Origin of the sequence: Blautia sp. HCP3S3_B11, from assembly GCF_052064435.1 — a bacterium.
Taxonomy (GTDB): Bacteria; Bacillota; Clostridia; order Lachnospirales; family Lachnospiraceae; genus Blautia_A.
In genome coordinates, this window is record NZ_JBQHVP010000019.1 from 35,252 (window position 1) to 57,665 (window position 22,414).

20 protein-coding genes and 1 riboswitch are annotated in these 22,414 nt (G+C 42.2%); of the genes, 1 reads left to right on the plus strand and 19 read right to left on the minus strand.

Annotated features, from left to right (window positions below; translation table 11 throughout):
• Positions 1–3: 3 nt before the first annotated feature.
• Together ACTNC0_RS14465 and ACTNC0_RS14470 are read right to left on the minus strand one after the other, a co-directional pair.
• A complete protein-coding gene (locus tag ACTNC0_RS14465) occupies positions 4–909 on the minus strand; it encodes a carbohydrate ABC transporter permease (protein WP_025580677.1) in 906 nt (301 codons plus the stop codon).
• Positions 910–1,032: 123 nt separating this feature from the next.
• Entirely contained in the window at positions 1,033–2,277 is a 1,245-nt protein-coding gene (locus ACTNC0_RS14470; RefSeq protein WP_025580678.1) for an ABC transporter substrate-binding protein, read from the minus strand.
• Between the two features lie 260 nt (positions 2,278–2,537).
• Here ACTNC0_RS14470 and ACTNC0_RS14475 point away from each other — a divergent pair, with 260 nt between their 5' ends.
• Positions 2,538–3,437, plus strand: coding sequence for a helix-turn-helix domain-containing protein (locus ACTNC0_RS14475; protein WP_441087936.1), 900 nt, complete (start codon positions 2,538–2,540; stop codon positions 3,435–3,437).
• Between the two features lie 40 nt (positions 3,438–3,477).
• On the opposite strand, the gene ACTNC0_RS14480 is transcribed toward ACTNC0_RS14475, so the two are convergent.
• From ACTNC0_RS14480 to ACTNC0_RS14560, 17 genes are all read right to left on the minus strand, one after another.
• On the minus strand, positions 3,478–4,746 hold the full coding sequence (locus tag ACTNC0_RS14480) for an ABC transporter substrate-binding protein (RefSeq protein ID WP_062807319.1): 1,269 nt from the start codon (positions 4,744–4,746) through the stop codon (positions 3,478–3,480).
• 193 nt (positions 4,747–4,939) lie between these two features.
• The gene (locus tag ACTNC0_RS14485) at positions 4,940–6,283 is read right to left on the minus strand and encodes a sensor histidine kinase (protein WP_022380566.1); all 1,344 of its coding nucleotides are present in this window, start codon (positions 6,281–6,283) and stop codon (positions 4,940–4,942) included.
• A gap of 33 nt (positions 6,284–6,316) precedes the next feature.
• Positions 6,317–6,985 (minus strand): winged helix-turn-helix domain-containing protein, encoded by a 669-nt coding sequence (locus ACTNC0_RS14490; RefSeq protein ID WP_025580682.1) that lies wholly within the window; start codon positions 6,983–6,985, stop codon positions 6,317–6,319.
• 298 nt (positions 6,986–7,283) lie between these two features.
• Positions 7,284–9,053, minus strand: a complete 1,770-nt coding sequence (locus ACTNC0_RS14495) for a Na/Pi cotransporter family protein (RefSeq protein WP_291807063.1) — start codon at positions 9,051–9,053, stop codon at positions 7,284–7,286.
• Between the two features lie 344 nt (positions 9,054–9,397).
• A complete protein-coding gene (gene greA / locus ACTNC0_RS14500) occupies positions 9,398–9,898 on the minus strand; it encodes a transcription elongation factor GreA (protein WP_008705914.1) in 501 nt (166 codons plus the stop codon).
• A gap of 15 nt (positions 9,899–9,913) precedes the next feature.
• Positions 9,914–12,739: an NYN domain-containing protein gene (locus ACTNC0_RS14505; protein ID WP_441087937.1), complete on the minus strand. Its 2,826-nt coding sequence runs from the start codon at positions 12,737–12,739 to the stop codon at positions 9,914–9,916.
• Between the two features lie 220 nt (positions 12,740–12,959).
• Positions 12,960–13,313: a CGGC domain-containing protein gene (locus ACTNC0_RS14510; RefSeq protein ID WP_300335297.1), complete on the minus strand. Its 354-nt coding sequence runs from the start codon at positions 13,311–13,313 to the stop codon at positions 12,960–12,962.
• Positions 13,314–13,502: 189 nt separating this feature from the next.
• A complete protein-coding gene (locus tag ACTNC0_RS14515; protein WP_008705921.1) occupies positions 13,503–14,258 on the minus strand; it encodes an ABC transporter ATP-binding protein in 756 nt (251 codons plus the stop codon).
• Positions 14,258–15,343: a FecCD family ABC transporter permease gene (locus tag ACTNC0_RS14520; protein WP_320813541.1), complete on the minus strand. Its 1,086-nt coding sequence runs from the start codon at positions 15,341–15,343 to the stop codon at positions 14,258–14,260. Before ACTNC0_RS14520 ends, ACTNC0_RS14515 begins: the two co-directional genes overlap by 1 nt.
• 14 nt (positions 15,344–15,357) lie before the next feature.
• Positions 15,358–16,482, minus strand: coding sequence for an ABC transporter substrate-binding protein (locus tag ACTNC0_RS14525; RefSeq protein WP_020993459.1), 1,125 nt, complete (start codon positions 16,480–16,482; stop codon positions 15,358–15,360).
• A 115-nt stretch (positions 16,483–16,597) separates the two neighbouring features.
• Positions 16,598–16,879, minus strand: a riboswitch (cobalamin riboswitch).
• Positions 16,880–16,953: 74 nt separating this feature from the next.
• Positions 16,954–17,604: an ABC-2 transporter permease gene (locus ACTNC0_RS14530; protein WP_320813540.1), complete on the minus strand. Its 651-nt coding sequence runs from the start codon at positions 17,602–17,604 to the stop codon at positions 16,954–16,956.
• Positions 17,601–18,446, minus strand: coding sequence for an ABC transporter ATP-binding protein (locus tag ACTNC0_RS14535; protein WP_320813539.1), 846 nt, complete (start codon positions 18,444–18,446; stop codon positions 17,601–17,603). The genes ACTNC0_RS14530 and ACTNC0_RS14535 overlap by 4 nt, the downstream gene beginning before the upstream one ends.
• 3 nt (positions 18,447–18,449) lie before the next feature.
• Positions 18,450–18,821 (minus strand): GntR family transcriptional regulator, encoded by a 372-nt coding sequence (locus ACTNC0_RS14540; protein ID WP_008705927.1) that lies wholly within the window; start codon positions 18,819–18,821, stop codon positions 18,450–18,452.
• Between the two features lie 334 nt (positions 18,822–19,155).
• Positions 19,156–20,022, minus strand: a complete 867-nt coding sequence (locus ACTNC0_RS14545; RefSeq protein WP_181977746.1) for a patatin-like phospholipase family protein — start codon at positions 20,020–20,022, stop codon at positions 19,156–19,158.
• Positions 20,023–20,234: 212 nt separating this feature from the next.
• Complete coding sequence (locus ACTNC0_RS14550) at positions 20,235–21,092, minus strand: RNA-guided endonuclease TnpB family protein (protein ID WP_441087938.1); 858 nt, start codon at positions 21,090–21,092, stop codon at positions 20,235–20,237.
• Between the two features lie 400 nt (positions 21,093–21,492).
• Entirely contained in the window at positions 21,493–21,681 is a 189-nt protein-coding gene (locus ACTNC0_RS14555; RefSeq protein ID WP_441087939.1) for a 4Fe-4S dicluster domain-containing protein, read from the minus strand.
• Between the two features lie 153 nt (positions 21,682–21,834).
• The gene (locus ACTNC0_RS14560; protein ID WP_441087940.1) at positions 21,835–22,401 is read right to left on the minus strand and encodes a GtrA family protein; all 567 of its coding nucleotides are present in this window, start codon (positions 22,399–22,401) and stop codon (positions 21,835–21,837) included.
• Positions 22,402–22,414: the final 13 nt, after the last annotated feature.

Consider the following 22,414-nt stretch of genomic DNA (forward strand, 5'->3'; position numbering starts at 1 on the left):
TCCTTAGAATTCCAGATCATCATCTTTGATCACTCTGTTACAGATTGTAAATACAATGACTACGCAGACACTGAGCAGTACACCGATGGCAGCTCCCAGACCTGCATTTCGTTCTGTAACTGTATTGCCGCCGCCAAAAATCTGCATATACATATAAACATAAGGGGTAATTGTCTGTGTGTCTGCAGTTACTGTGGAGAAAAGCTGTGACCATACAAAAAAGCCTACACTGCTTACAGACCACATGGTAATGTTTGTCTTAAATACTCCCTTTAACAATGGAAGTGTCATGTAACGGAACTGTGCCGGTTTGGTCGCTCCGTCAATGGTTGCCGCCTCATAATATTCAGGGCTGATACGCTCAATACCGCTGAGCCAGATCAGCATATGGTATCCAACCATGCCGAAACAATATGCAAACAACAGTGCCCAGAATTTGTGGTCATTATCCAGGAACTGGATCTTTGCCAGATTGTCCAGATGCAGTGCTGTAAAAAGATCTTTCAGCAAGCCATATCTTGGACTGTATACATACTGCAGCCACATAGTAGCAAGCGCTACTGCACTGACAATATTTGGCATATAAATGATCGCGCGGAAAAATTTCTTTCCTCTGATTCCACTGGTAAGAATAACTGCAAATAAAAGAGACAGGCTCATTACCACCAGACCGCCGATCAGCCAGATACGAAACAGGTTAAAAAATGAAGTCTTAAATAAGCTGGTACTCATCAGCTTTGTATAGTTGCCAAATCCTACAAATTTCCATAAATCCATGGAATCTGTAACTCCGTCGATCTTGAAAAAGCTCATGATCACTGTTCTGATGATCGGATAAAGAAAGATTCCCAGAAACAGCAGAACTGCCGGAGTCAGAAATACAACGATCATCGTTTTATTCTTCTTCAAATAAATACCTCCTCTGTAAGTAATACCACATCTACGGATTGCTACGCTTCGCTCCCGCAAACCTCCAAAAAGACAGATGGCGGCAGCGTAGATACGATGCCACCATCTCTATAAATTCTTTATTTATTTCGCTGCGTCCTGCATAGTGGAAACAAATTCATCTGCTGTAATGGAACCTGCCATTAATTTGATGAAGTTTTCTTTGATAACCGGAGTCATATCTACGTTAGATTCTACACCGCATGCCCATGTGAAACGGTTTGTGCTCTGCTCAATAACAGGTTTTGCACACTCAACCATTGCCGGCCATTCTGTGTTTGTTGTATCAGCCGGGATACCTACAGTTTCATCTGCAAGTTTCTGGTCGTATTCCCCTTTTGTAAGGAATGTGATCAGATCAAATGCTTCTTTTGCAAGTTTTGTATCTTTGTTAATACCAAATACCTGTGCGCCGAAGTTGTTTGTTTCAATTCCATTTGCTCCGTCTGTAAGTGCCGGATATGCGAAGCATCCCCAGTGGAAATCAGGGCCTGCCATCTCTTTTACTTCGTTTGGTAACCAGGAGCCATTCAGATACATTGCAGCTGTTCCAAGTGCAAGCTCTGTGTTCTGACCTGCAGGCCATACGTTGGAACCAACCATCTCTGAATAATATCCGTTAGATGCAAGTTCTTCGATATCCTGTGCCATCTGAAGAACTGCAGGATCATCCCATTCACCTTCAGTTACGATCTCTTTTACTTTATCTTCGCCAACCAGTCTTGCAAGATGATATCCGATCACACATGTTGCATAGGCATCATCCATAGTCATTGGTGTGATTCCTGCATCTTTTAATTTCTGGCATACATCTTTGAATTCATCCCATGTCTTCGGTTCTTCTGTGATTCCTGCCTGCTCAAACAGATCTTTGTTATAGAAGAAAGCAAATACGTTTGGCTGATATGGAATTGTTTTTAATGTACCGCCGCCGGCATCACGGCATGCTGCCATCAGACCTGCATTTGCAGTTGCTTCATAGTCATTCTCTTTCGCAAGGTCTTCCAGATCCAGAAGATATTTACCGTACATTCCGTTTACACGGTCGATATCTTCGTCAAAAATATCAATCTGTGTGCCGCCGTCCAGTGCAGGCTGAAGTGCTTCACGGTTTCCGGTACGTCCCTTAAACTGAAGGTCTACCTTAACTCCTGTCTGTTCTGTATAAGCGTCAACTGCTTCCTGAATCACCTGTCCCTGTGGCTCTGTAGCTTCCCACATTGACCAGTAAACTAATGTATCATCTGCTGCCTGAACAGTGAAAGCCGGTGCTGCAAGTGAACCAACCATAACCGCACATAATGTTGCACTAAGCATTTTTTTCTTCATACCCATAACCTTTTTTCCTCCTTTGTCGGTTTTGACATTTTGTCTTCTTTTTTCTCTCTTTTCGCTCTTTTGTTGAATTTCAACAATTATTTCTTTTGGTAGTTCTTATTTTATCATTTTTGCACAAATAGTATTTGCACAAACGTCCATTTCTTTTGTACGAAAATTCATTTTTAACTGGTTTTTCATCTGTTTTTGTTGTATACTTGTACACAACAACCATATTGCAGTTTTCGGACAGGCTGAGGGAGGTGGCAGTAATGGCTTTTGAGAGTATGTATCTGGAAGAAGATATTCATATTGACCGGATTTATACAATCCACTATTTTGAATACAAAAGTGATTTTCACTTTGCAGGAGAACGCCATAATTTCTGGGAATTTCAATGTGTAGATAAGGGAAAGGCAGAAATAGAGACAGATAACGGTATCTACCATCTGACAAGCGGACAGCTCATCTTTCACAGACCAAATGAATTTCATAACCTTATTGCCATAGGAAATACCGCTCCTAATATTGTGGTAGTTTCTTTTGAATGCGATTCTCCATGTATGAAATTCTTTGAGAAAAAATTGCTGAAACTTTCTGATTCTGAGAGAAATCTCATGGGAATGCTGATTGCCGAGGCACGCCGCTGTATCAAAACCCCTCTGGATGATCCTTATACAGAAAAGATGGAAAAGAAAGAAGATTTTTTGTTTGGTTCTCAGCAGCTTATCCGCATTTACCTTGAGCAGATGCTGATCTACATGATCCGGAGAAATTCTTCTCCTCCCATGACTGTACCTGTCAGCCAATTTGTAAATCTGAAAAATAATTCCGCTGTCTATAAACGTGTCATTGCTTATATGGAGGACCATATCCGGGAAAATATTACACTCTGCGATCTGTGTCATGACAATATGATCGGACGCTCCCAGCTTCAGAAAATATTTCAGGAACAACATCAGTGCGGCGCCATGGATTTCTTTTCCCGGTTAAAGATCGCCTATGCCAGACAACTGATCCGCGAGAACCAGATGAACTTTACGCAGATTTCAGAATTTCTGGGATACTCTTCCATCCATTACTTTTCCAGACAGTTTAAAAAAATTTCCGGAATGACACCCACAGAATATGTCACATCAATAAAGGCGCTCTCAGAACGAGAGCGCCAGTAATACCAGACCAATATTTTCATAATGTTGAACAGCCTTTTTCTTATTTCATATTGCTGAGATTCTCTATAAATTCATCCGATGTTTCTTCTAATCTTGTAAGCTTCAGAAGTTCGCTTTGTATCTGTTCTTTATAATCCGGATCTGCCTCCAGACCTGCAGCCCACATGTACGGCTTTGACATCTCTTTCATATACGGTACTGCATCTGCCAGCACTTCCGGCCATTGTGTATTGTCCGTATCTGCCGGGATGGAATTAACCGCATCTGTCATTTTCATATCTGTTTCCCCGGTACAGATGGAATATGCAAAGTCAAAAGCTTCCTGCTTCATCTGCGAATCCTTTGTGACTCCAAATCCCTGTGCTCCCACCATAACACCTTCTGTGCCGTCTGTTCCGGCCTTTACTGCAGGCCATGGAAAAAATCCCCAGGAATCATCAGATTCTGTAGCTTCTGTCACTTCATTCGGAACCCAGGAGCCCTGCAGCACCATGACTGCCTCGCCATCTCCCACTTCATCCTGACCTTCCGGATGCTGTGCCGGTGCACTCTGACTCATATATCCCGCAAAAAACAAAATTCTGATATCATCTGCCGCCTCTTTTGCCTGCGGAATCTGTGACCAGGTACAGTTACGGATCAGCTGCTGCACTTTCTCCTGTCCAAGATATCTGGCAAGCTGATATCCATACAGAAGATTCACATACTCTTCATCGCAGGTCATGGCACTAAGGCCACTGTCACTGTTTTTAATCTTACGGCATACTCTGATCAGTTTCTCCCAGGTATCCGGGATATCCTGTTCTGTAAGTCCAGCCTCTTCCCATAAATCCTTATTATACCAGACGCCTGTGATATAAGGCTGATACGGCATTGCAAGCAGTTCTCCATTTCCCCAGTTCTTCACCTGCTCCAACAGTACCGGCATAATATGCTTCTCATAATCCACAGTATCTGCCATTCCTTTTAATTCTGCCAGATAATCCCTGTGTTCCTGAGCCATCCTCTGATAATCATCATCAAAAAGGTCAATCTGTTCTCCGGCATCCAGGGCAGGTTCTATCAGAGACCGGATTCCTCTGCCCTTCCACTGAATCTCTACAGAAATACCTGTTGCTTCTTCATAAGCTTCTGCTGCTTCTCTGATCACATCTGCCTGTGGTTCATCTTCTTCCCACATGGACCAGTATACAATACTCTGTTCCGGAATTTCTGTGATTTCATCTGATGCTGATACAGTAACCGCTCCTGTTGCAAACAGCATTGACAAACAGCTCATACCCGCTGCAATGCTTCTCCATTTTTCCATACTGAAAATACCCTCCATTGTACCTGCTTTTACATGGATAACTGTCTGATTTTATTTTCTCCAATAATCACTTGTCTGTCAATCCCCAAAATTTATACATTTCTAACAACCATGTCGGATACTGTCCACTCTCTTTTCAACACCAGACAAAATCATCCGCTTCACTACACCGAATAACTGCTTCACAGGAGCTTTACTTAGTCTGATCAAACAGGATTTCCATCTTCGTTCCCTTACCCGGCTCACTGTCCAGAAGAATCTTTGCATGATGCAAAACTGCGCCATGTTTTACAATAGAAAGCCCCAGGCCTGTACCTCCGGTTTCACGTGAATGGCTCTTGTCCACTCTGTAAAAACGCTCGAAGATTCTCTGCTGTTCGCTCTCCGGAATTCCTATTCCGTTATCTTCCACACGAAAGTACGGTTTCCCATTGAGTTTTCCCACAAAAACCTTTACATCTCCACCATCCGGGGTATAGCGGATAGCATTATCTGTAATATTGTAGAACATTTCATATAATACATGGCGTACTCCCTGCATCTGTGCAGGTCCGCCTGTATATTCCAGATTAATCTTTTTCTTTGCTGCCCTGTTCTGCAGATTGTTGATCACATCTTCCCCAAGCTCTCCGATGTCAACCTGTTCAAACATAGTTTCTCCGTTCTTCTCATCCAGTCTGGAAAGCTGAATGATATCTGCAACCAGATTTGATAAACGCTCGGACTCATGAAAAATCCTGCCGGAAAAATCCTGCATCTTGTCCGGCGGTACCATTCCATTCATCATAAGCTCCGCATATCCGGAGATTGACATAAGAGGAGTTTTCAATTCATGGGAAACATTTGCCGTAAACTCTTTTCTTGCACTCTCTGCATTCTTAAGATCTTCCAGCTGTTTCTGAATCTGTCTGTTCTGCTGATCCAGACGAAAAAGCAATGGCCTTAATTCTTCGTAGCATACATGCTCCAGAGGATGTTCCAGATCAATCCGGTTGATAGGCTCTATCAGCTTTCTGGTCTGTTTCTGCACAAGAAAAAGTTCAATTACAAGGATCACGCATACCAGTCCGCCAAGCAGAAGAAAGCTGGTTAACATTGTTACCAGAAGACTGTCTGTAGTCCTGGCTACTCGCAGAACCTGATCATCCTTTAATTTTACAGCATAGTAAAACGTCTGTTTTGATAACGTGTCTGAATAGCGGACCATCTCACCGGATCCCTGCTTCTCAGCTTCAATAAATTCCGGTCTGTTACTGTGATTTTCCATTTCTTCCGGATTCTCAATACTGTCAAACAACACCTGACCATCTTTTCCCAGAAGAGTGATCCTGCTGCTGGTGGCGTCTCCGACCCTGTCTGAGAGAAAAACGTCTCCGTCTTCTTCCAGACCTGTTTTAATATATGCGGCTTCATCCCTTACGCCCTGCTTCATATATATATCATATCGGTTATACATAACTGTTCCTGCTGCCAGAAATGTAAGTATTACGGATAAAATAATAAGTAAACTGGTGTGACTGAATATTTTATGCTTCATTTTTCCGCTCCTGTTTTTCGCCTGTTTTATCTGTTATGCACCGATCCTGTATCCTACACCCCGGACTGTTTCGATCAGATTTCCTGCCTCGCCAAGTTTCTGACGCAGGGTTCTCACATGGACATCCACAGTTCTGGTTTCACCGTCAAAGTCATATCCCCATACATGGCAGAGAATCTGATTTCTTGTCATAACAAGTCCTTTATTCTCCAGCAGATACTGAAGAAGTTCAAATTCTTTTCGGGTAAGATCGACCTTTTCTTCCCGGTAATGCACCTCATGACGTCCTACATTCAGATAAAGCTCGTCGTAATGCAGTTCCTTGTCTTCATTCTGACGGGCACTTCGTCTGAGAACTGCTTTTACTCTGGCAACAAATTCCATCATACCGAAAGGCTTGGTAATGTAATCATCCGCTCCGCCTTCCAGACCTTTTACTTTGTCAAATTCCGCTTCTTTTGCAGTAACCATAATTACCGGCACATCCTTTACAGATGGCATACTTTTCAGCTGTTCCAGAATGGTATAGCCATCATCTCCCGGAAGCATGATATCCAGCAGGATCAGCTCCGGTATCTCTTCTTTCAGCGCTTTCATCAGTTCATTGCCATTGCCAAACCCCCTGGCTTTAAATCCTGTTGTTTCCAGTGTATAAATAAGAAGCTCCCTGATATTCCGCTCATCTTCTACACAATAGATCATTCTGCTTTTCCTCCCCTTTATTTATCACCTGCTTTGTCGTCACAAGTGTATTTCTTTTTTCAGTATACTTATTTTTTTATCCCTGTACAAGTAAATATCCGGCATCTGCTTCATTTCTTTAAAGCAAAAATCCGGCCATTTTCTCTGAAATATCTCTCTCAGATACTTCAGAATGCCCGGATTTCCTGATCATGCAAATAACATCATCCGTTACTGTTCACTTCGTTCTCAGTAACGTTGCCAAAATTCATTCCAAATTGCCTGCGGCAATGGAATTTTGTCATCTACCTGTTTATTTTTATGAAAGCTGATATTTGATTCGTGCGTCTTCCAGTTCATGATAAAATGTTTCGTCCGGATGGCTCTTGACGATATTCAGATGACTGTGAGTATCATACAGATCTTCATTCACCTGCGTCACACAGACTCCAATATTGGAACAATGGTCTGCCACACGTTCCAGACAGGTTGTAATGTCCGAAAGGATAAATCCCATCTCTATTGTACATTCACCGTTTCTCAGTCTCTGTACATGACGACGTTTTACTTCTTTGGAAAGTTCATCAATCACTTCTTCCAGTGGTTCAATTTTCTCCGCAAGCTTCATATCCTGTTTGTCAAAAACTTCATATGCCGTATTTACGATATCTTCTACTGCCTGTCCCAGCACTTCCAGATCTTTCTTTGCATTTTCGGAAAATTTCAGTCCTTTTTCATAAAGCTCCTGTGCTGATTCCATAATATTTACAGCATGGTCGGAAATACGTTCAAAATCCCCGATACAGTGAAGCATAATGGAAAGACTGTGACTGTCTGCTTCTGAGATATCTTTGTGGCTCAGCTTCACCAGATAAGTTCCCAGTTCATCTTCATAGCGGTCAACCTTGGATTCCATGTTTTCCACACGTTCTACGCCTTCTTCACTGTATTTATCCACCAGACTCAGTGCTGTAAACAGTGCATTGTGGGATTCTTCTGCCATTTTTCTGGCTGCATTGCGGCTCTGCTCTACTGCAAATGCCGGTTTCTCCAGAAAACGAGGCTCCAGGATCATAAACTCTCTGTCCTCTGCTGAAACAACAACGTCCTCTTTTTTGTCCCGGATTGTAAGACAGGCAAGTTTCTCCAGTCCCTTTGCAAAAGGAAGGAGAATGATCGTTGCAGTAACATTAAATACACTGTGGATAACAGCAATTCCTGCCGGTGTTGCTACCTGATGGAAGAAAGAAAATCCAACAACTGCATTTATAAGATAGAATACAGTCATAAAGATAACCGTACCGATCAGGTTGAAATACAGATGTACTGCTGCTGCACGTTTTGCATTCTTCTTGGCTCCGATTGCAGAAAGGATTGCAGTAATACAGGTTCCGATGTTCTGTCCCATAATGATCGGGATTGCTGCACTGAACGGTACTGCACCTGTAAGACACAGGGCCTGCAGAATACCTACGGATGCAGAAGATGACTGGATCACTGCAGTAAGAAGGGCACCTGCTATAACACCTAACAACGGATTTGAAAATTTAAGTAACAGGTTTGTAAATTCCGGCACTTCTGCAAGGGGTTTTACAGCAGAACTCATCATATCCATACCGTACATCAGGATTGCAAAACCAATAAAAATACTTCCGATATCTTTCTTCTTTGAATCATTGATAAACAAAATAAAAATCACACCAATGATCGCAAGCACAGGGGAAAATGATGTTGGTTTAAACATCTGAATGATAAAATTATCACTCTGTATTCCTGTCAGGCTTAAGATCCAGGAGGTGATCGTAGTACCGATATTGGCACCCATGATCACTCCTACTGCCTGTGATAATTTCATGATCCCTGAATTTACAAAACCTACTACCATAACAGTCGTAGCTGAAGATGACTGGATCACTGCTGTTACTCCTGCTCCCAAAAGCACTGCTTTTATCGGATTTGAAGTAAGATTTTCAAGAATCTTCTCCAGCTTTCCGCCGGAAACCTTCGCAAGGCCATCTCCCATTGCATTCATACCATACAAAAATAATGCAAGGCCTCCGATCAATGTTAATATACTGAATAAATCCATGATTATTCTCCTTTTCCCTTTTCATAAGTATATGGTTATTTACTTTCTGCCATCTGATGGCAGTCTCAGACATGTGCAGGCATATATATGTTTTTTTTGCGATACATATCCCTGACTTGCTTCTCATCATAACCATGCTTTGTAAAATCATCCCCATGAGAATGTTAAATCCATGTAAAATTTCCAGTCATCATATTCATTCTGTGTAAGGTTCCCATAAATCCATCCGTATTTTTGATATAAAAATAAAAAGAACCATTGCAGGAGATATGACACTAACCGGTGTTCATCTCTTACAATAGTTCTTTTATCAATCCGGATCCTGTATTTCGACAGTATTATTATCAGAATCCGCGGATCTCTTCATCCTCGGAACCAGTCTTATCAATAGAACGGATTTCCAGGAAGTAACTGTAGTTATCATTTACCTTTACTTCCACTCTGTCTCCAACCTTGTGACCTTTCAGAGCCATACCAATGGGAGATTCAATGCTGATGCGGTTTTCCATGGAGTTTCCTCTTATGGAAGTAACCAGTTTGTATTTCTCAATCTCATCGTCTTCCTCGAAATATACCTCTACAATATCATCCATTCCAACTTCATCGTCTTTGGAATCATCAGAAACAATGGTTGCTGTTTTCAGCATATTCTCAAGGTAGCGGATGCGGCTTTCATTCTGGTTTTTGTGCTTCTTTGCCGCATAATACTCAAAGTTCTCACTCAGATCCCCCTGGGCTCTTGCTTCTTTTACAGCTTCGATTGCCTCTTTTCGTACAACCAGCTTGCGGTGGTCAATCTCCTGCTGGATTTTCTCAACATCCTTCTGTGTAAGCTTTTCTTTCATGACTGCATCTCCCTTTTACTGTTTTCCAAGTCTTTTCTCTTTCATATATTGTGCCATTTCATCATAAATATTGTCGATCAGATAATTTTTACTGCTCTGACGTTTCTCATGCCATTGCTGGCGGATCTGATTTTCTGTAGCTTTTATTTCGTCCCGAAGACCTCTGGCAGACATACGGTGGGCACCCTGTCCCATGATGATGATCTGCTCCAGTCCATCGGATGTTGCTACCGTTACCTGATTTTCCCGGCCAATCTTATGGACCGTTTTCTCAATGTACTGATCCGCTGTCTCAGCTTCTTTGGTGTAAACTACATGAATGTTATGATAGGTGATCACTTCCTCTGCATGGCCCTCTATCTTGTAAGCATCAAATACAAGAATTAACGTACATTTCTTAAAGCCCTGATAGTTGCTCAGAATATCCATCAGTTTTGTCTGTGCTGCATGGAGGTTTGCATCTGCCAGCTCTTTTAAATCTTCCCAGGCATAGATGATGTTATAGCCATCTACAAGGAGATATTCTTTTTCTTTCTTCTTAGCAGAAGAACTGTTGCGGTAATAGCTGCCGCTGTCAGATTTTGCAGAAAATGTTCTCTTAAACTGTGGTTCTTTGTAACGCTTGACCGGTCCGAATGTGCGCTCAAAAATTGCTTTCAGTTCTTCTTCATCCTCATAGCTTCCTACACCGGCATTCCTGGGTGGACGATAACCTGAATCTGTCTGATTGTTACTGTTCCTGCTTTTCCCCTGTCCTGCACTCCCTGAAACATAAGAAAATCCACTATCAGCTCCTATTTCTCCATTTCCCGATCCGTATTTTTCTCCATCGGATATACGGCTGCTCAGTTCAGAGTCGTCCACTCCCTCCAGGTGCATATAATCCTCTACTTCATACCATGGCACCACAAATCCAGCTCCATGAGCACAGAATACAGAACCTGTGGGATTGTCCAGGTCACGTTCAGAATCATATCCAGTCTCCTCTACAATCTCATCCTGATTCTGACATGGGGCATAGCCTTTCAACGAACAGAACAATCTCCCCCGCCCTTTCGTATAGGAGGTTACCTGTGTCTGATAATCTCGCATCATTGATACAGGCGCACTCCCCTTCAATACCATCATATCATCCTCATCCGCTTCCGGCTGCTGGAAGGTTCCATTCATTTTCTGAATGTCAGTCATAGCACGCCCGATCATATCTCCCGGAATCTCAAGTCTGAACTCATAATATGGCTCAAGCAGGACACTCTTTGCTTTCTTTAATCCCTGCCGCACAGCCCTGTACGTCGCCTGCCGGAAATCGCCGCCCTCTGTGTGTTTCAGATGGGCACGTCCTGTGATCAGTGTGATCTGCATATCTGTGATGGGAGAACCGGTCAGTACTCCCGGATGCTCCCGTTCTTCCAGATGAGTCATGATCAGTCGCTGCCAGTTACGATCCAGCACGTCCTCACTGCATGCAGTAAAAAACTGCAGTCCACTTCCCGGCTCTCCCGGTTCCAGAAGCAGGTGTACTTCTGCATAATGACGCAGCGGTTCAAAATGGCCTACACCTTCTACCGGCTCTGCGATTGTTTCTTTATATACGATATTTCCTGTGCCAAACTCTACTGCTACATGGAAACGCTCCCAGATCAGATGCTTTAATATCTCAATCTGAACCTCGCCCATCAGCATGGCATGGATTTCTCCAAGCTGCTCATTCCATACAATGTGAAGCTCCGGTTCCTCCTCTTCCAGCTCTTTGAGTTTCTTCAGCATCTGGTGAACATCACAGTCCTCAGGAAGCAGAATTCTGTAATTTAATACAGGTTCCAGAACCGGCATCTCAGATTCCCGTTCAATCCCAAATCCCTGTCCCGGATGTGTCTGGGAAAGGCCGGTCACTGCACAGATAGTTCCTGCAGGAGCTTCCTTTGCAAGCTCAAATTTCGCACCGGAATAAATACGGATCTGATCCGCTTTCTCTGTATCTGTAAGAAGTTCCTTCACCTTCAATGTTCCACCTGTGATTTTCATATAGCTTAAACGATTGCCCTGATCGTCTCTGGCAATCTTGAATACTTTTGCCCCGAACTCAGACGGATATGTCGGTGTCTCGCAGTATTTTTCCAAACCATGGAGGAATTCTTCTACACCTGTCATTTTCAGCGCAGAGCCAAAGAAACATGGGAAAAGTTTTCGCTCTTTGATTACTTTTTGGATATCTGATGTTGATATTTTCTCTGTTTCCAGGTATTTTTCAAGCAGTTCCTCATCGCAGACAGAAACATCTTCCAGAAACTGAGAATGCAGAGCTGATATTTCAGCTTCTGCTTTCTCCGCTGTTTCGTCAATACTATTTTCCATTCCACTTGTGTTTTCCCAGGTGAAATCAACACAATTATCACTTAATCGCTTCTTTAATTCTGCCAAAAGTTTCTCTTTATCAGTTCCGTCCTGATCCATTTTATTGATAAACAGGAACGTCGGGATCTGGTATCTTGCCAGAAGTCTCCATAAGGTCATGGTATGCCCCTGCACACCATCCGCTCCATTTATCACAAGAATGGCATAATCCAGAACCTGCAGTGTCCTCTCCATTTCCGCCGAGAAATCCACATGTCCCGGCGTATCCAGCAGAGTTATCCCCCTGTTCCCCAGTTCAAACTCCGCCTGCTTGGAAAAAATCGTGATTCCACGCTCCCTCTCCAGGTTATAAGTGTCCAGATACGCATCCTTATGATCCACACGCCCCAGCTTACGGATTTTTCCCGTTAAATATAAAATCCCCTCCGACAACGTAGTCTTACCTGCATCTACGTGGGCAAGGATACCTACAACAAGTTTCTCCATAGTATATTTAGAACTCCTTTTTTCTTATGAATAATCAGTATATATTTTTTAACGTTCTATCTGTCAGCTTTATCAGTTAATTATTTTAACATACTGATATAGAGAAATCCAATAGGGTTCTGCTATTATACGTTCATTTATTTCATATCACAATTAATTTTAAGCTCCATATTCAAGGCATTTTATATTTTTTTATTTTATAAATTGTATAGAAACTTTTTTATTCTTTATGTGTCCCTCTGACTACTTTGATTCCACGTTTTTCTATCATATTGCAGATCTGTGTCATCCTTGGACATTCATGCTTTCCATCCGGGAGACGACAGACACCAACATGGATGGCACTGATCTTTTCGCTGACCAGTCTGTCTATCTTTTCCAGGATTCCTTTGTCTTCTATGGGGTCTGTCGGGTTGGCGCCTTTGCATCCGTTACAGGTCATCATTGCTGCCAGACAGGTATCTTCCGGATAATCCTGAAAGAAATCGGTTCTGTTCTGAAATGCTGCCAGGCATCCAACTCTGGCGCATACATTATTAGAATGAATACACGTCAAAATTCCTATCTTATTCATCTTTTTCCTCCATATATAGCAGGCCAGAGTCAAAAATTTTCCTGACTCTGGCCTGTCAATACTCAAACATTCGAAATCCTCTGATTTACTACGTAAATTGCTACTTTCTCATGTTTGGCGAGTCCCAAGCTCAAAAGTCTTATCGTGCAAGCACGAACGACTTTCTGACCTTTTGACCCTGATATCATATTATAAAAATAGAATATGCATTTTCCCGCGGCTGTCATTTACCACTTCCGAATCTACCTGGTAAATCCTTTTGATCAGCTCCGGAGTGAGTACTTCCTGTGGAGTTCCATATCCTTCCAGCACACCATCTTTCAATACATAAATCTTATCGCAGTATGCCGCCGCAATATTCAGGTCATGGATAGCTGATATTACAGTTACGTTAAGTTTCTTTACCAGTTCCATCAGCATGATCTGATGTGTGATATCCAGATGGTTAGTCGGCTCATCAAGGATCAGTGCAGGTGTCTGCTGTGCAAGTGCTCTTGCCAGAATAACCCTCTGCTGCTCTCCACCTGACAGCGTAGAAAATGTGCGATCCGCAAATGCATCCATCTGTACCGTTTTCAGTGCTTCTTCAACAATCCGGTAATCTTTTGCATTATCCCGTTCCAATGCTTTCTTATGAGGTGCACGTCCCATCAACACGACTTCCCGTACGGTAAAATCAAAGTTGTAGTAATTGTGCTGTGCCACAACTGCCATTTTTCTGGCGGAGCTTTTTACGCTCATGGAATGGAGTTCTTCGCCGTCCAGATAAACGGCACCTGCATCTGGCTTCAGGATACGGTAGATGCATTTTAATAATGTAGATTTTCCGCTTCCGTTTGGTCCGATGATCCCTACCAGTTCCTTATCCTTTGACTCTATGGAAATTCCCTTCAGTATCTGTCTGGCGTGAAATCCAACCTGAATATCTTCTGTAGTGATTTTCATTACTTACTACCTCCAAATCCATAGGATTTCCGCACAAGCAGATAAATAAAGCATGGAGCACCGATAATGGATACCAGCACACCGATCGGCATCTCAGAATTCTTCAGGATCACACGACATGCCACATCACACCAGATCAGGAATGATGCACCAAGCAGTGCACTTAATGGCAGTAATCTTCTGTGGTCTGTTCCAAACAGGATTCTGATCACATGAGGGATCACAAGTCCTACAAAGCCGATCACACCCGCACAATATACTGCAAACCCAATCATTACAGAAGCAACGATCAGATAAAAGGTTCTCAGCCTGTGCAAATCAGTTCCCAGTGTGATCGATACATCATCTCCTAACAGCATCAGATTCAAGTTACGATATTGCGTCCAGAAAATAATCACACAGATCAATGTAACAGGAAGCATCACACCTGCTCTGCTCCAGCTTGCACCTGCAAGGCTTCCCATCGTCCACTTCATTACTTCTGTTGCTGCATTTTTGTCGTTGGTAATATAGATAACAAAATTGGAAAAAGCAGAACATACCGCACTGACAGCCATTCCGGCAAGGATCAGTTTGGCAGAAGTAGCTTTTCCGCCCATGTTTGCAATGGCAATTACTGCAAAAGAAGTGACCATTGCACCAATAAATGCAGTAACACCAACTGAGTTTCCACCGAGAAATCCACCAACTCCAAGCATGATCGCCAGTGTTGCACCAAGGGATGCACCGGATGAAATACCAAGTACATACGGATCTGCCAGTGGGTTCTGGACAATCGCCTGCATAACTACGCCACAGACGGAAAGAGCCATTCCAACTGCCAGAGCCAGCAGGACTCTGGGCAGCCGGATCAGCCACACAACATCGTGAACTGCGCCTTCTGCATAGGCGGACAGGCTTTTGATATGAAACAATTTATATGCAATGACACTGTAAACATCTTTCAGTGACAGATCTGCATTTCCAAAAGTGATTGCTGCAAGAATGGAAAAAATCAAAAATGCCGCAAGCCCGATAAGAACTGCCACATACATGGATGTCCTGAGCACACTGCCTTTTTTTGTCTGTGAAACCTGTTCTTTCACTGTTATTTCCTCAATCAGTCAAGATTCACATCCGGATATAATCCTTTTGCGAAAGTTTCAATACCATCCTGTGTACGTGTTGCACTTGCGTACATTTCACTGAGCATGATCGGATAAACACGACCGTTCTTTACAGCGTCAAGGCTCTGAAGTGCTTCATCATCCTTGATAACGGCAAGCTGGCTTTCTTTTACAGTTTCCGGATCATCACCTGCATATGGCATGTATACAACAAAAATCACATCAGGGTTTGCTGCAATGATATCTTCTTTTCCTGCTGTAGAAGCATCCGGGTTTGCCAGAGTCGCACCCAGTTGTGTTACCATATCTCCACCAAGGCTCTTTGCACCATAGTTTGTGATATCTTCTCCAAGAGGTTCCAGAACCATTACGCTTGGTTTCTCTTCTACATCTGCTGTTGCTGTAAGAGTTTTATCGATCACTGCCTTTGCATCATCTACGATTGCCTGTGCTTTGTCCTGTACATCAAAAATCTTTCCAAGATTTAAGATGTCTGTAAATTCATTTTCCAGAGTTCTGTCTCCGTCAGGGCGTGTGTTTGTGTTGTAATAAGTGTTGCAGCCTTTGTCGATCCAGTCTGTTACATTTCCGAGATTTTTATCAGAAAACAGGGAGCTCCAGGATAAGATCATGTCTGGCTCCAACATCGTTACAGTCTCAAGGGATGGGGTAAATTCATCAAGATAATTTGTTTTTGAAAATGCATCTTTAAGTTCATCCGGAACTTCATTGTCAAGACCTGCAGTAGCTACCAGACGGTCTTCCAGGCCAAGTGCAAGCATGGTTTCAATGCTTCCCTGATATACAGCAAGAACTTTCTCCGGTGCCTTTTCATAGGTTGTTTCGATTTCATTTCCATCATAATCATAGGTTGTGATGGTCAGAGGATATTCTGTCTTTGTACCTTCTGCGTCTGCTGTCTTATCTGCATCTGCTGAATCCTGTGCGTCTGCATCTTCCTGTGTATCAGAGTCTGCATCTGCTGCCGGCTGATTGTCCTCTTTGATTGTCTCAGAGTCTGCTCTCTCTGCTGCAAAAGCTGCCGGAGCTGCGGAAACTGCCATAGCTGCTGCCATCATAATTGCCATGATTCTTGTGGATAAATACCTGTTTTTCATTTGACTTCCTCTCTTTTCGTATATGTTATTTACCTGTTCGTGTAACCGAAAAGATGAGACTTCAGAAAAAGTAAAATAGAAGTGATAAGAATAACGGATACTTTTTACGGAAGCTCCTTCTTTACGCTGTCAGGCAGGTTTCCTGACTCACAGATCACAGAAAGTTCCCATAAAATAAAAACTGATACAACATCCATGCTTCAGCAGTTCATGAATATTGTATCAGAAATATTTCCAGATACTCTCTGACAGCCGGATTCCGCCTTCTCACATATTTATGCAATGACATATTACAATCCCGCTTTTTTTCTGTATACAGTGGCCGCAACCGTTCAGGCATTTCACCTGATTCCCTCTCACATTATCATACACAAAATCTGCATATGATAGTGTTCACTTAACAGCTTATTCAATTACGCTGATACAATTTTAGCACACTGCTTTTATAATTACAACCATATTCGATACACATCAGAATTCTTTCTTCTCCATAAGCCGTACACCAATCCAAAAAGATCCCATATATACAATTACTGTAAATAATACAACTCCGGCCAATACCATTCCCCAGTTCAGTCCATTCAGCCATGCACCGACTGCTTCTGCTGAAAGTCCCATTGTTTTTATCAGAGTATAAACTACGGCAATTATAATAGCCCACATGACCATTGCAATATAACGTCCTTTTTCTGCTCCAAAATGTATTACAAGCGGGAGCGATACTGACAACATAAGAAGCGCCAGTGGAATGTATATCAGAGTGCCAATAATTTTCTCACTCAGGCACCCCTGAAGCTCTGCCACACCTTTACAGATCACTCCCGTTATTGCTTCAATTCCCCACGCTGCAGCCGTAAGCCCTGCTCCCAGCAGATATTTCTCCGCCACATACTGTTTTCTGGTAACCGGCAAGGTCATAAGAAATGCAAGACCATTATCAAACTCATCATAACTTATAGTTGTAATGGCAAAAATTGCTGTGACAATCGTAAAATATCCTGCAGCAAAACTGACACTACCGCTTCCTGTCAGATTCAGGATGACTCCCATTACAACAACCAGGATAAAAAACTGTTTCTGCTGTTTCATCAGTTCTATATCCTTTACAAATAATCCCTTCATACCTGTTCCTCCATCATCACTACCAGATCATCAATCTTTCCATTCTCAATTACAACATCCGGATAATTTTCCATATAAAATTGTTTCTGGTTTGTCAGACACCTGTATCCATAAGCTTCTTTCCGGATCTTAATAAGGTATTGCTGATCCAGTTTTTCGTACTCTTCTTCTGCAACTTTAAGAACTGCATAATCTGACAGCAGTACATCTGTATCCTCATGAAGGATAATTTTTCCGGCATGGATCATATAAAAATCGTCACAAAGACTCTCCAGATCTGATGAAATATGTGAACTGATCAGAATAGAACTGCTTTCATTTTCTTCCATATATTCTCTCAGCATGTTCAGCACCTCATCCCTGGCGATCACATCCAGACCAACTGTGGGCTCATCCAGAATCAGCAGTTCTGCCTTATGGCTTAATGCTGCCAGTACTTTAAACTTTGCTTTCATACCAGTGGAAAATTCTTTGATTTTCTTGTCTGTGGGCAGATTGAATCTTCTGCACTGCTGCAGGAATTTCTCTCTGTCAAAATCCGGATATATGCTTTTCATGATATTTGCCACGCCCGCTGCTGTCAGATACATACTGAAGCCTGAATCTGCAAAAACAACTGCCAGTTTCTGCTTATCCTCCGGCTTAAGCTCTTCTGCCTTTTTCCCAAAGACCTCTATCTCTCCGCCATCCGGATGAATCAAGCCGAGCAAAGCTTTAAATGTGGTGGATTTCCCGGAACCATTTCTTCCAATAAGTCCTGTAATCATCCCAGGCTGTACTTCCATAGAACAGTCCAGCGAAAAACCTCTGTAATGTTTCTGCAAATGACTGATTTTCAACATGTCTTAGTCCTCCATGATCATTTCAAAAAGATTTCTGATTTCCTCATCGTTCAGTCCACATCTTCTGCCCTTCATGATTGCCTGCTCCAGATCATGTTCTACTTCTTTGAGCTGTTCTTCCCTCATCAGGTTTTTATTTGTGGCTGCAACGTAGGTTCCTTTTCCATGAACAGTGACGGTAAATCCTTCTTCTTCCAGATTGTCGTAGGCTTTCTTCACAGTCAGGGCACTGATCTTCAGTTCCTTTGACAAACTGCGTACTGAAGGTAATACAGTGTCCGGCTGTAACTCTCCTCTGATAATCGCAGACTTAATCTGATCTATGATCTGTTCATAAATAGGTACCATGGATGAATTATTGATTATTATATGCATATGTTTCTCCTCCATCTACAAACAGTATATAACAGCGCATAACTGTTGTCAACTGTTTTATACTGTTATACATTATATTTTATCAAACGAGTCTGCCTACCCCTGTTCACTGATAACATCTCACTTCGATTTGCAGACTAAAAACATTTCTACAGACAAAAAGAAAGATGGATTCGGTTATAAAATTTTCCAAATCTATCTTTCTTCTTATCAGATTCTTAATCCACATTGCTACGTATCTCTACACCGAATAACTGCTCTGCAGGGAACTCACTTAATTCGGTTAAAGAATTGTTTTTAATTTGTTTTTATGTAATGGTTTTTTCTCTGTTTTTTACTCTGCCAAATACGCCTTCAGTTTCTCCATATCAGCTTTCATCACTCTCCGTCCCACCTCATAAATCTCCTTTAAATGGGCCGGATCACGCTCAACCGGTTTTGCACTGATGTCTCTGTCCGGGCGGATAACATGGATCCTGCCCTCTTTTTCCAGATATGCGATTTTATCCAGCATACGATTATACTGAATATGACGTTCATCCAGAAGCTTTACAAGCTCCGGATACTCCCTGAACTTCAGCCGGATCAGCGGCATCAGCTTATTATGTTCTTTTCTGTATCCCGGATGACGGGTACATACTACCACATTTTTCTCATAACCCTGTGAAAGCATCCAGTTTACAGGAATCGGATCTGAGATACCACCGTCCAGATACATTCTTCCATTCAACTTTACCGGTCTGGCGGCCAGTGGCAGGGAAGCTGATGCGCGCATCCATTCCACATCCAGCCTGTCTCCCATTCTGCATTCTTGATAGCAGGGTTTTCCTGTTTCAATATCTGTACATACAACCGTAAACTTCATGGGTGATCTGGCAAATGTCTCTGTGTCAAAAACATCCAGCTTCCAGGGCACCTCCCCATATGCAAAATCTTTGCTGTAAAGATCGCCGGTAGTGATCCAGCTTTTCAATCCCATATATCGTTTATCCTTGCAGAATCTGGTATTATAACGAAGGGTTCGTCCAATCTGGCGGGACTTATAATTACATCCAAAAATTGCACCGGCGGAAACGCCAACTGTAGAATCTGCATAAATCCCCTGCTCCATCAGCTCATCCAGAACTCCGGCTGTATACAGTCCCCGCATACCTCCACCTTCCAGAACCATTCCAAGACCTTTCCTTTTATTGTCCTCCATAGTTTTTCTCACTTTCGTCTTTTTCTTAATGTCCTATAGCAATCCTCGTAAATAATGCATTTAAGACAGTCAATTGTATTTTTACTCATTTCATTTGAAAAACAAATTATTTAGAACATATTTTAACACCTTGAATGAAAATGTCAAACCTGTAATCTGTGACATGCTCTCGCCACTTAAATCTTACAGATTTTGAAGTGGGAGCTTCCTGCTCAATTGCCCTTCAGGGCAAAGCTAAAACAGGCTATCCCCTTCAGGTTCAGATCCTTCACACATACTGCGTCATAGTCTTCTGCAAGGCTGTGGCTGAGCTTATGCTGGAAATCCTTCCTCTGGTTCTTTATCTTTTCATGATATAAAGCAACCTTTTTCTTCTGTTTCTGATAGTTACGGCTGCCCTTTTCACATCTGGAAAGTTTTCTCTGTTCTCGGGCAAGTTTTTTCTCTGCATTCCGGTAGAACATGGGATATCCGGCTCTTTCACCGGTAGAAAATACACACATCCCATGCATGGCAAAATCCATCCCCAGGAATTTTTCCGCCTGTCTTTTCTCCGCTGTTTGGTTTTCACAGTCGAACAGCAGGCTGGCAAAATATTTTCCGGACGGTTCCCTGCTCACAGTCACTGATTTCAGCTTCCATCCCTCCGGGATCATACGGTGGAGTTTTATTTTTACCGGCTGCATCTTTGGCAATTTCAGGAACCTGTCCTGCAGACAGATATTCCCATTTACCATATTCGTTGTATAGGATTTCCGCGAATGTTTTTTTGATTTATAATGCGGAAATCCCACTTCCGGTTCCCGGAAAAATTTCCGGAAAGCCCCTTCCAGATTTAACTGTACATTCGCCAGCGCAAGAGAATCTACCTCTTTCAGCCATGGATATTCTTTTTTATATCCGGCCGGCGTATTTTTCAGCATCTTTTTTTCTTCCTGATAATGACGGATCTTATCCGCAAGCATCCGGTTATAGAGAAAATGACTGCAGCCGATCGTCTTCTCTATCTGGGTTATCTGTTCTTTATTTGGATAGATCCTTATTTTTACTGCCCGGTTTATCTTTCTCACCCTGACTCTCTATATACTGATGGATTGTTTCAACAGGTGCTATATTTCAAAGATTTCTTTTGTTCTCTCTGACATCTTATCGTCCAGCATCTTTCTGCTATATTTCATAACCAGAATCAAACAAAAACACTGAATGAAAATTATTATCTAAACTCATTATGTACACTCACTTATTGCTTATTTCGACCGTCCAAATTCCAAGAGCATATTGTTCTTTTTTCTATTATAATATATTTATTGTATCAGAACAAGTGTTTTTGCGATTTTTTATGAATTTGAGCAGATATGCTCGAATGTGCAATTCATCCCATCACCTATAGAGGTGAGGGAATTCTTGCTACGGTTGTTAAAAGCCCCCTGAAATTCATCCAGAAGGCTTAATACAACTCACAATTATATGTTATTTTCCAAGAAGTTCTGCTGCAACTTTCTCCATCTCATCTCTGATCTTAATATGCTGCGGACATACTTCTTCGCACTTACCGCATTTCACACATTCATTGGCTGATTTCCTGCCATGTTTGCCTGCCAGCCATTCTTCCTGATGAAGTGCCTGATCTTTGCTTCCGTATAAGGTCAGATAATTCATTGCTGTATTATAGCGGAAAATTTTATCGATTTCTATTGCATGTCTGGAAAAAATCTCTTACCTAAAAGGACTTCCCACGAATTATTATCTCCATAGAAAGTCCTTCTCCTTAAATATTCCTATTTTTTATCATTTCATCTCTTATATATACTGTTATTCCTTAGCCGCTCCCTCTGGGAAGATAATCTTATTCACGAAGAAGAATACCACCATTGATACTCCGCCATTCAGCACTGTAGTTCCGATATTGTATAACCAATCCGGTACAAACATTCCTGCTACTGCGACCCAGATGCAGTTAATGGAATTTACGATACAGGTTACAATACAGAATGCCATCAGATACCAGAACGCCTGATATCCAACTTTTCCCTTACTTCGGAAAACGAAATTCCTCTGAATCGGGAAGTTAATGCATTCTCCCAAAACCATGGCTACCATGTATGCGCAAAAGTAAGGAAGTCCACCATGCTGTGCATCATAGCCAATAATGTTCCACTTAAATGTCTCTCCAAACAATGTAATGTCAATTCCTGGAAATCCGAAATCAATCTTCGGCAGTCCGGCAAATGCCAGTGGCAGGAACAGCAGGAGTAAATATTTCAGTACAGTGATCAGATTACTGACGATTACAAACAGACCACCCTCCCGGATCCATTTGGAGGCTCCGGGATGTCTGTCGGCAAAACTCTGCCATGAATTTATTATTTTTTTCCCCATGACCATCACCTGT

What these genes read in the sequence shown, in the direction of transcription:
- ACTNC0_RS14470 (WP_025580678.1), bottom strand. Translation starts at nt 2,277, where the DNA reads ATGAAGAAAAAAATGCTTAGTGCAACATTATGTGCGGTTATGGTTGGT.
- ACTNC0_RS14515 (WP_008705921.1), bottom strand. Translation starts at nt 14,258, where the DNA reads ATGAAAATCACTACAGAAGATATTCAGGTTGGATTTCACGCCAGACAG.
- ACTNC0_RS14510 (WP_300335297.1), bottom strand. Translation starts at nt 13,313, where the DNA reads ATGAATAAGATAGGAATTTTGACGTGTATTCATTCTAATAATGTATGC.
- ACTNC0_RS14495 (WP_291807063.1), bottom strand. Translation starts at nt 9,053, where the DNA reads ATGGATTTATTCAGTATATTAACATTGATCGGAGGCCTTGCATTATTT.
- ACTNC0_RS14490 (WP_025580682.1), bottom strand. Translation starts at nt 6,985, where the DNA reads ATGATCTATTGTGTAGAAGATGAGCGGAATATCAGGGAGCTTCTTATT.
- ACTNC0_RS14475 (WP_441087936.1), top strand. Translation starts at nt 2,538, where the DNA reads ATGGCTTTTGAGAGTATGTATCTGGAAGAAGATATTCATATTGACCGG.
- ACTNC0_RS14560 (WP_441087940.1), bottom strand. Translation starts at nt 22,401, where the DNA reads ATGGGGAAAAAAATAATAAATTCATGGCAGAGTTTTGCCGACAGACAT.
- ACTNC0_RS14535 (WP_320813539.1), bottom strand. Translation starts at nt 18,446, where the DNA reads ATGTTGAAAATCAGTCATTTGCAGAAACATTACAGAGGTTTTTCGCTG.
- ACTNC0_RS14540 (WP_008705927.1), bottom strand. Translation starts at nt 18,821, where the DNA reads ATGCATATAATAATCAATAATTCATCCATGGTACCTATTTATGAACAG.
- ACTNC0_RS14525 (WP_020993459.1), bottom strand. Translation starts at nt 16,482, where the DNA reads ATGAAAAACAGGTATTTATCCACAAGAATCATGGCAATTATGATGGCA.
- ACTNC0_RS14485 (WP_022380566.1), bottom strand. Translation starts at nt 6,283, where the DNA reads ATGAAGCATAAAATATTCAGTCACACCAGTTTACTTATTATTTTATCC.
- ACTNC0_RS14480 (WP_062807319.1), bottom strand. Translation starts at nt 4,746, where the DNA reads ATGGAAAAATGGAGAAGCATTGCAGCGGGTATGAGCTGTTTGTCAATG.
- ACTNC0_RS14545 (WP_181977746.1), bottom strand. Translation starts at nt 20,022, where the DNA reads ATGGAGGACAATAAAAGGAAAGGTCTTGGAATGGTTCTGGAAGGTGGA.
- ACTNC0_RS14555 (WP_441087939.1), bottom strand. Translation starts at nt 21,681, where the DNA reads ATGAATTATCTGACCTTATACGGAAGCAAAGATCAGGCACTTCATCAG.
- ACTNC0_RS14530 (WP_320813540.1), bottom strand. Translation starts at nt 17,604, where the DNA reads ATGAAGGGATTATTTGTAAAGGATATAGAACTGATGAAACAGCAGAAA.
- ACTNC0_RS14505 (WP_441087937.1), bottom strand. Translation starts at nt 12,739, where the DNA reads ATGGAGAAACTTGTTGTAGGTATCCTTGCCCACGTAGATGCAGGTAAG.
- greA (WP_008705914.1), bottom strand. Translation starts at nt 9,898, where the DNA reads ATGAAAGAAAAGCTTACACAGAAGGATGTTGAGAAAATCCAGCAGGAG.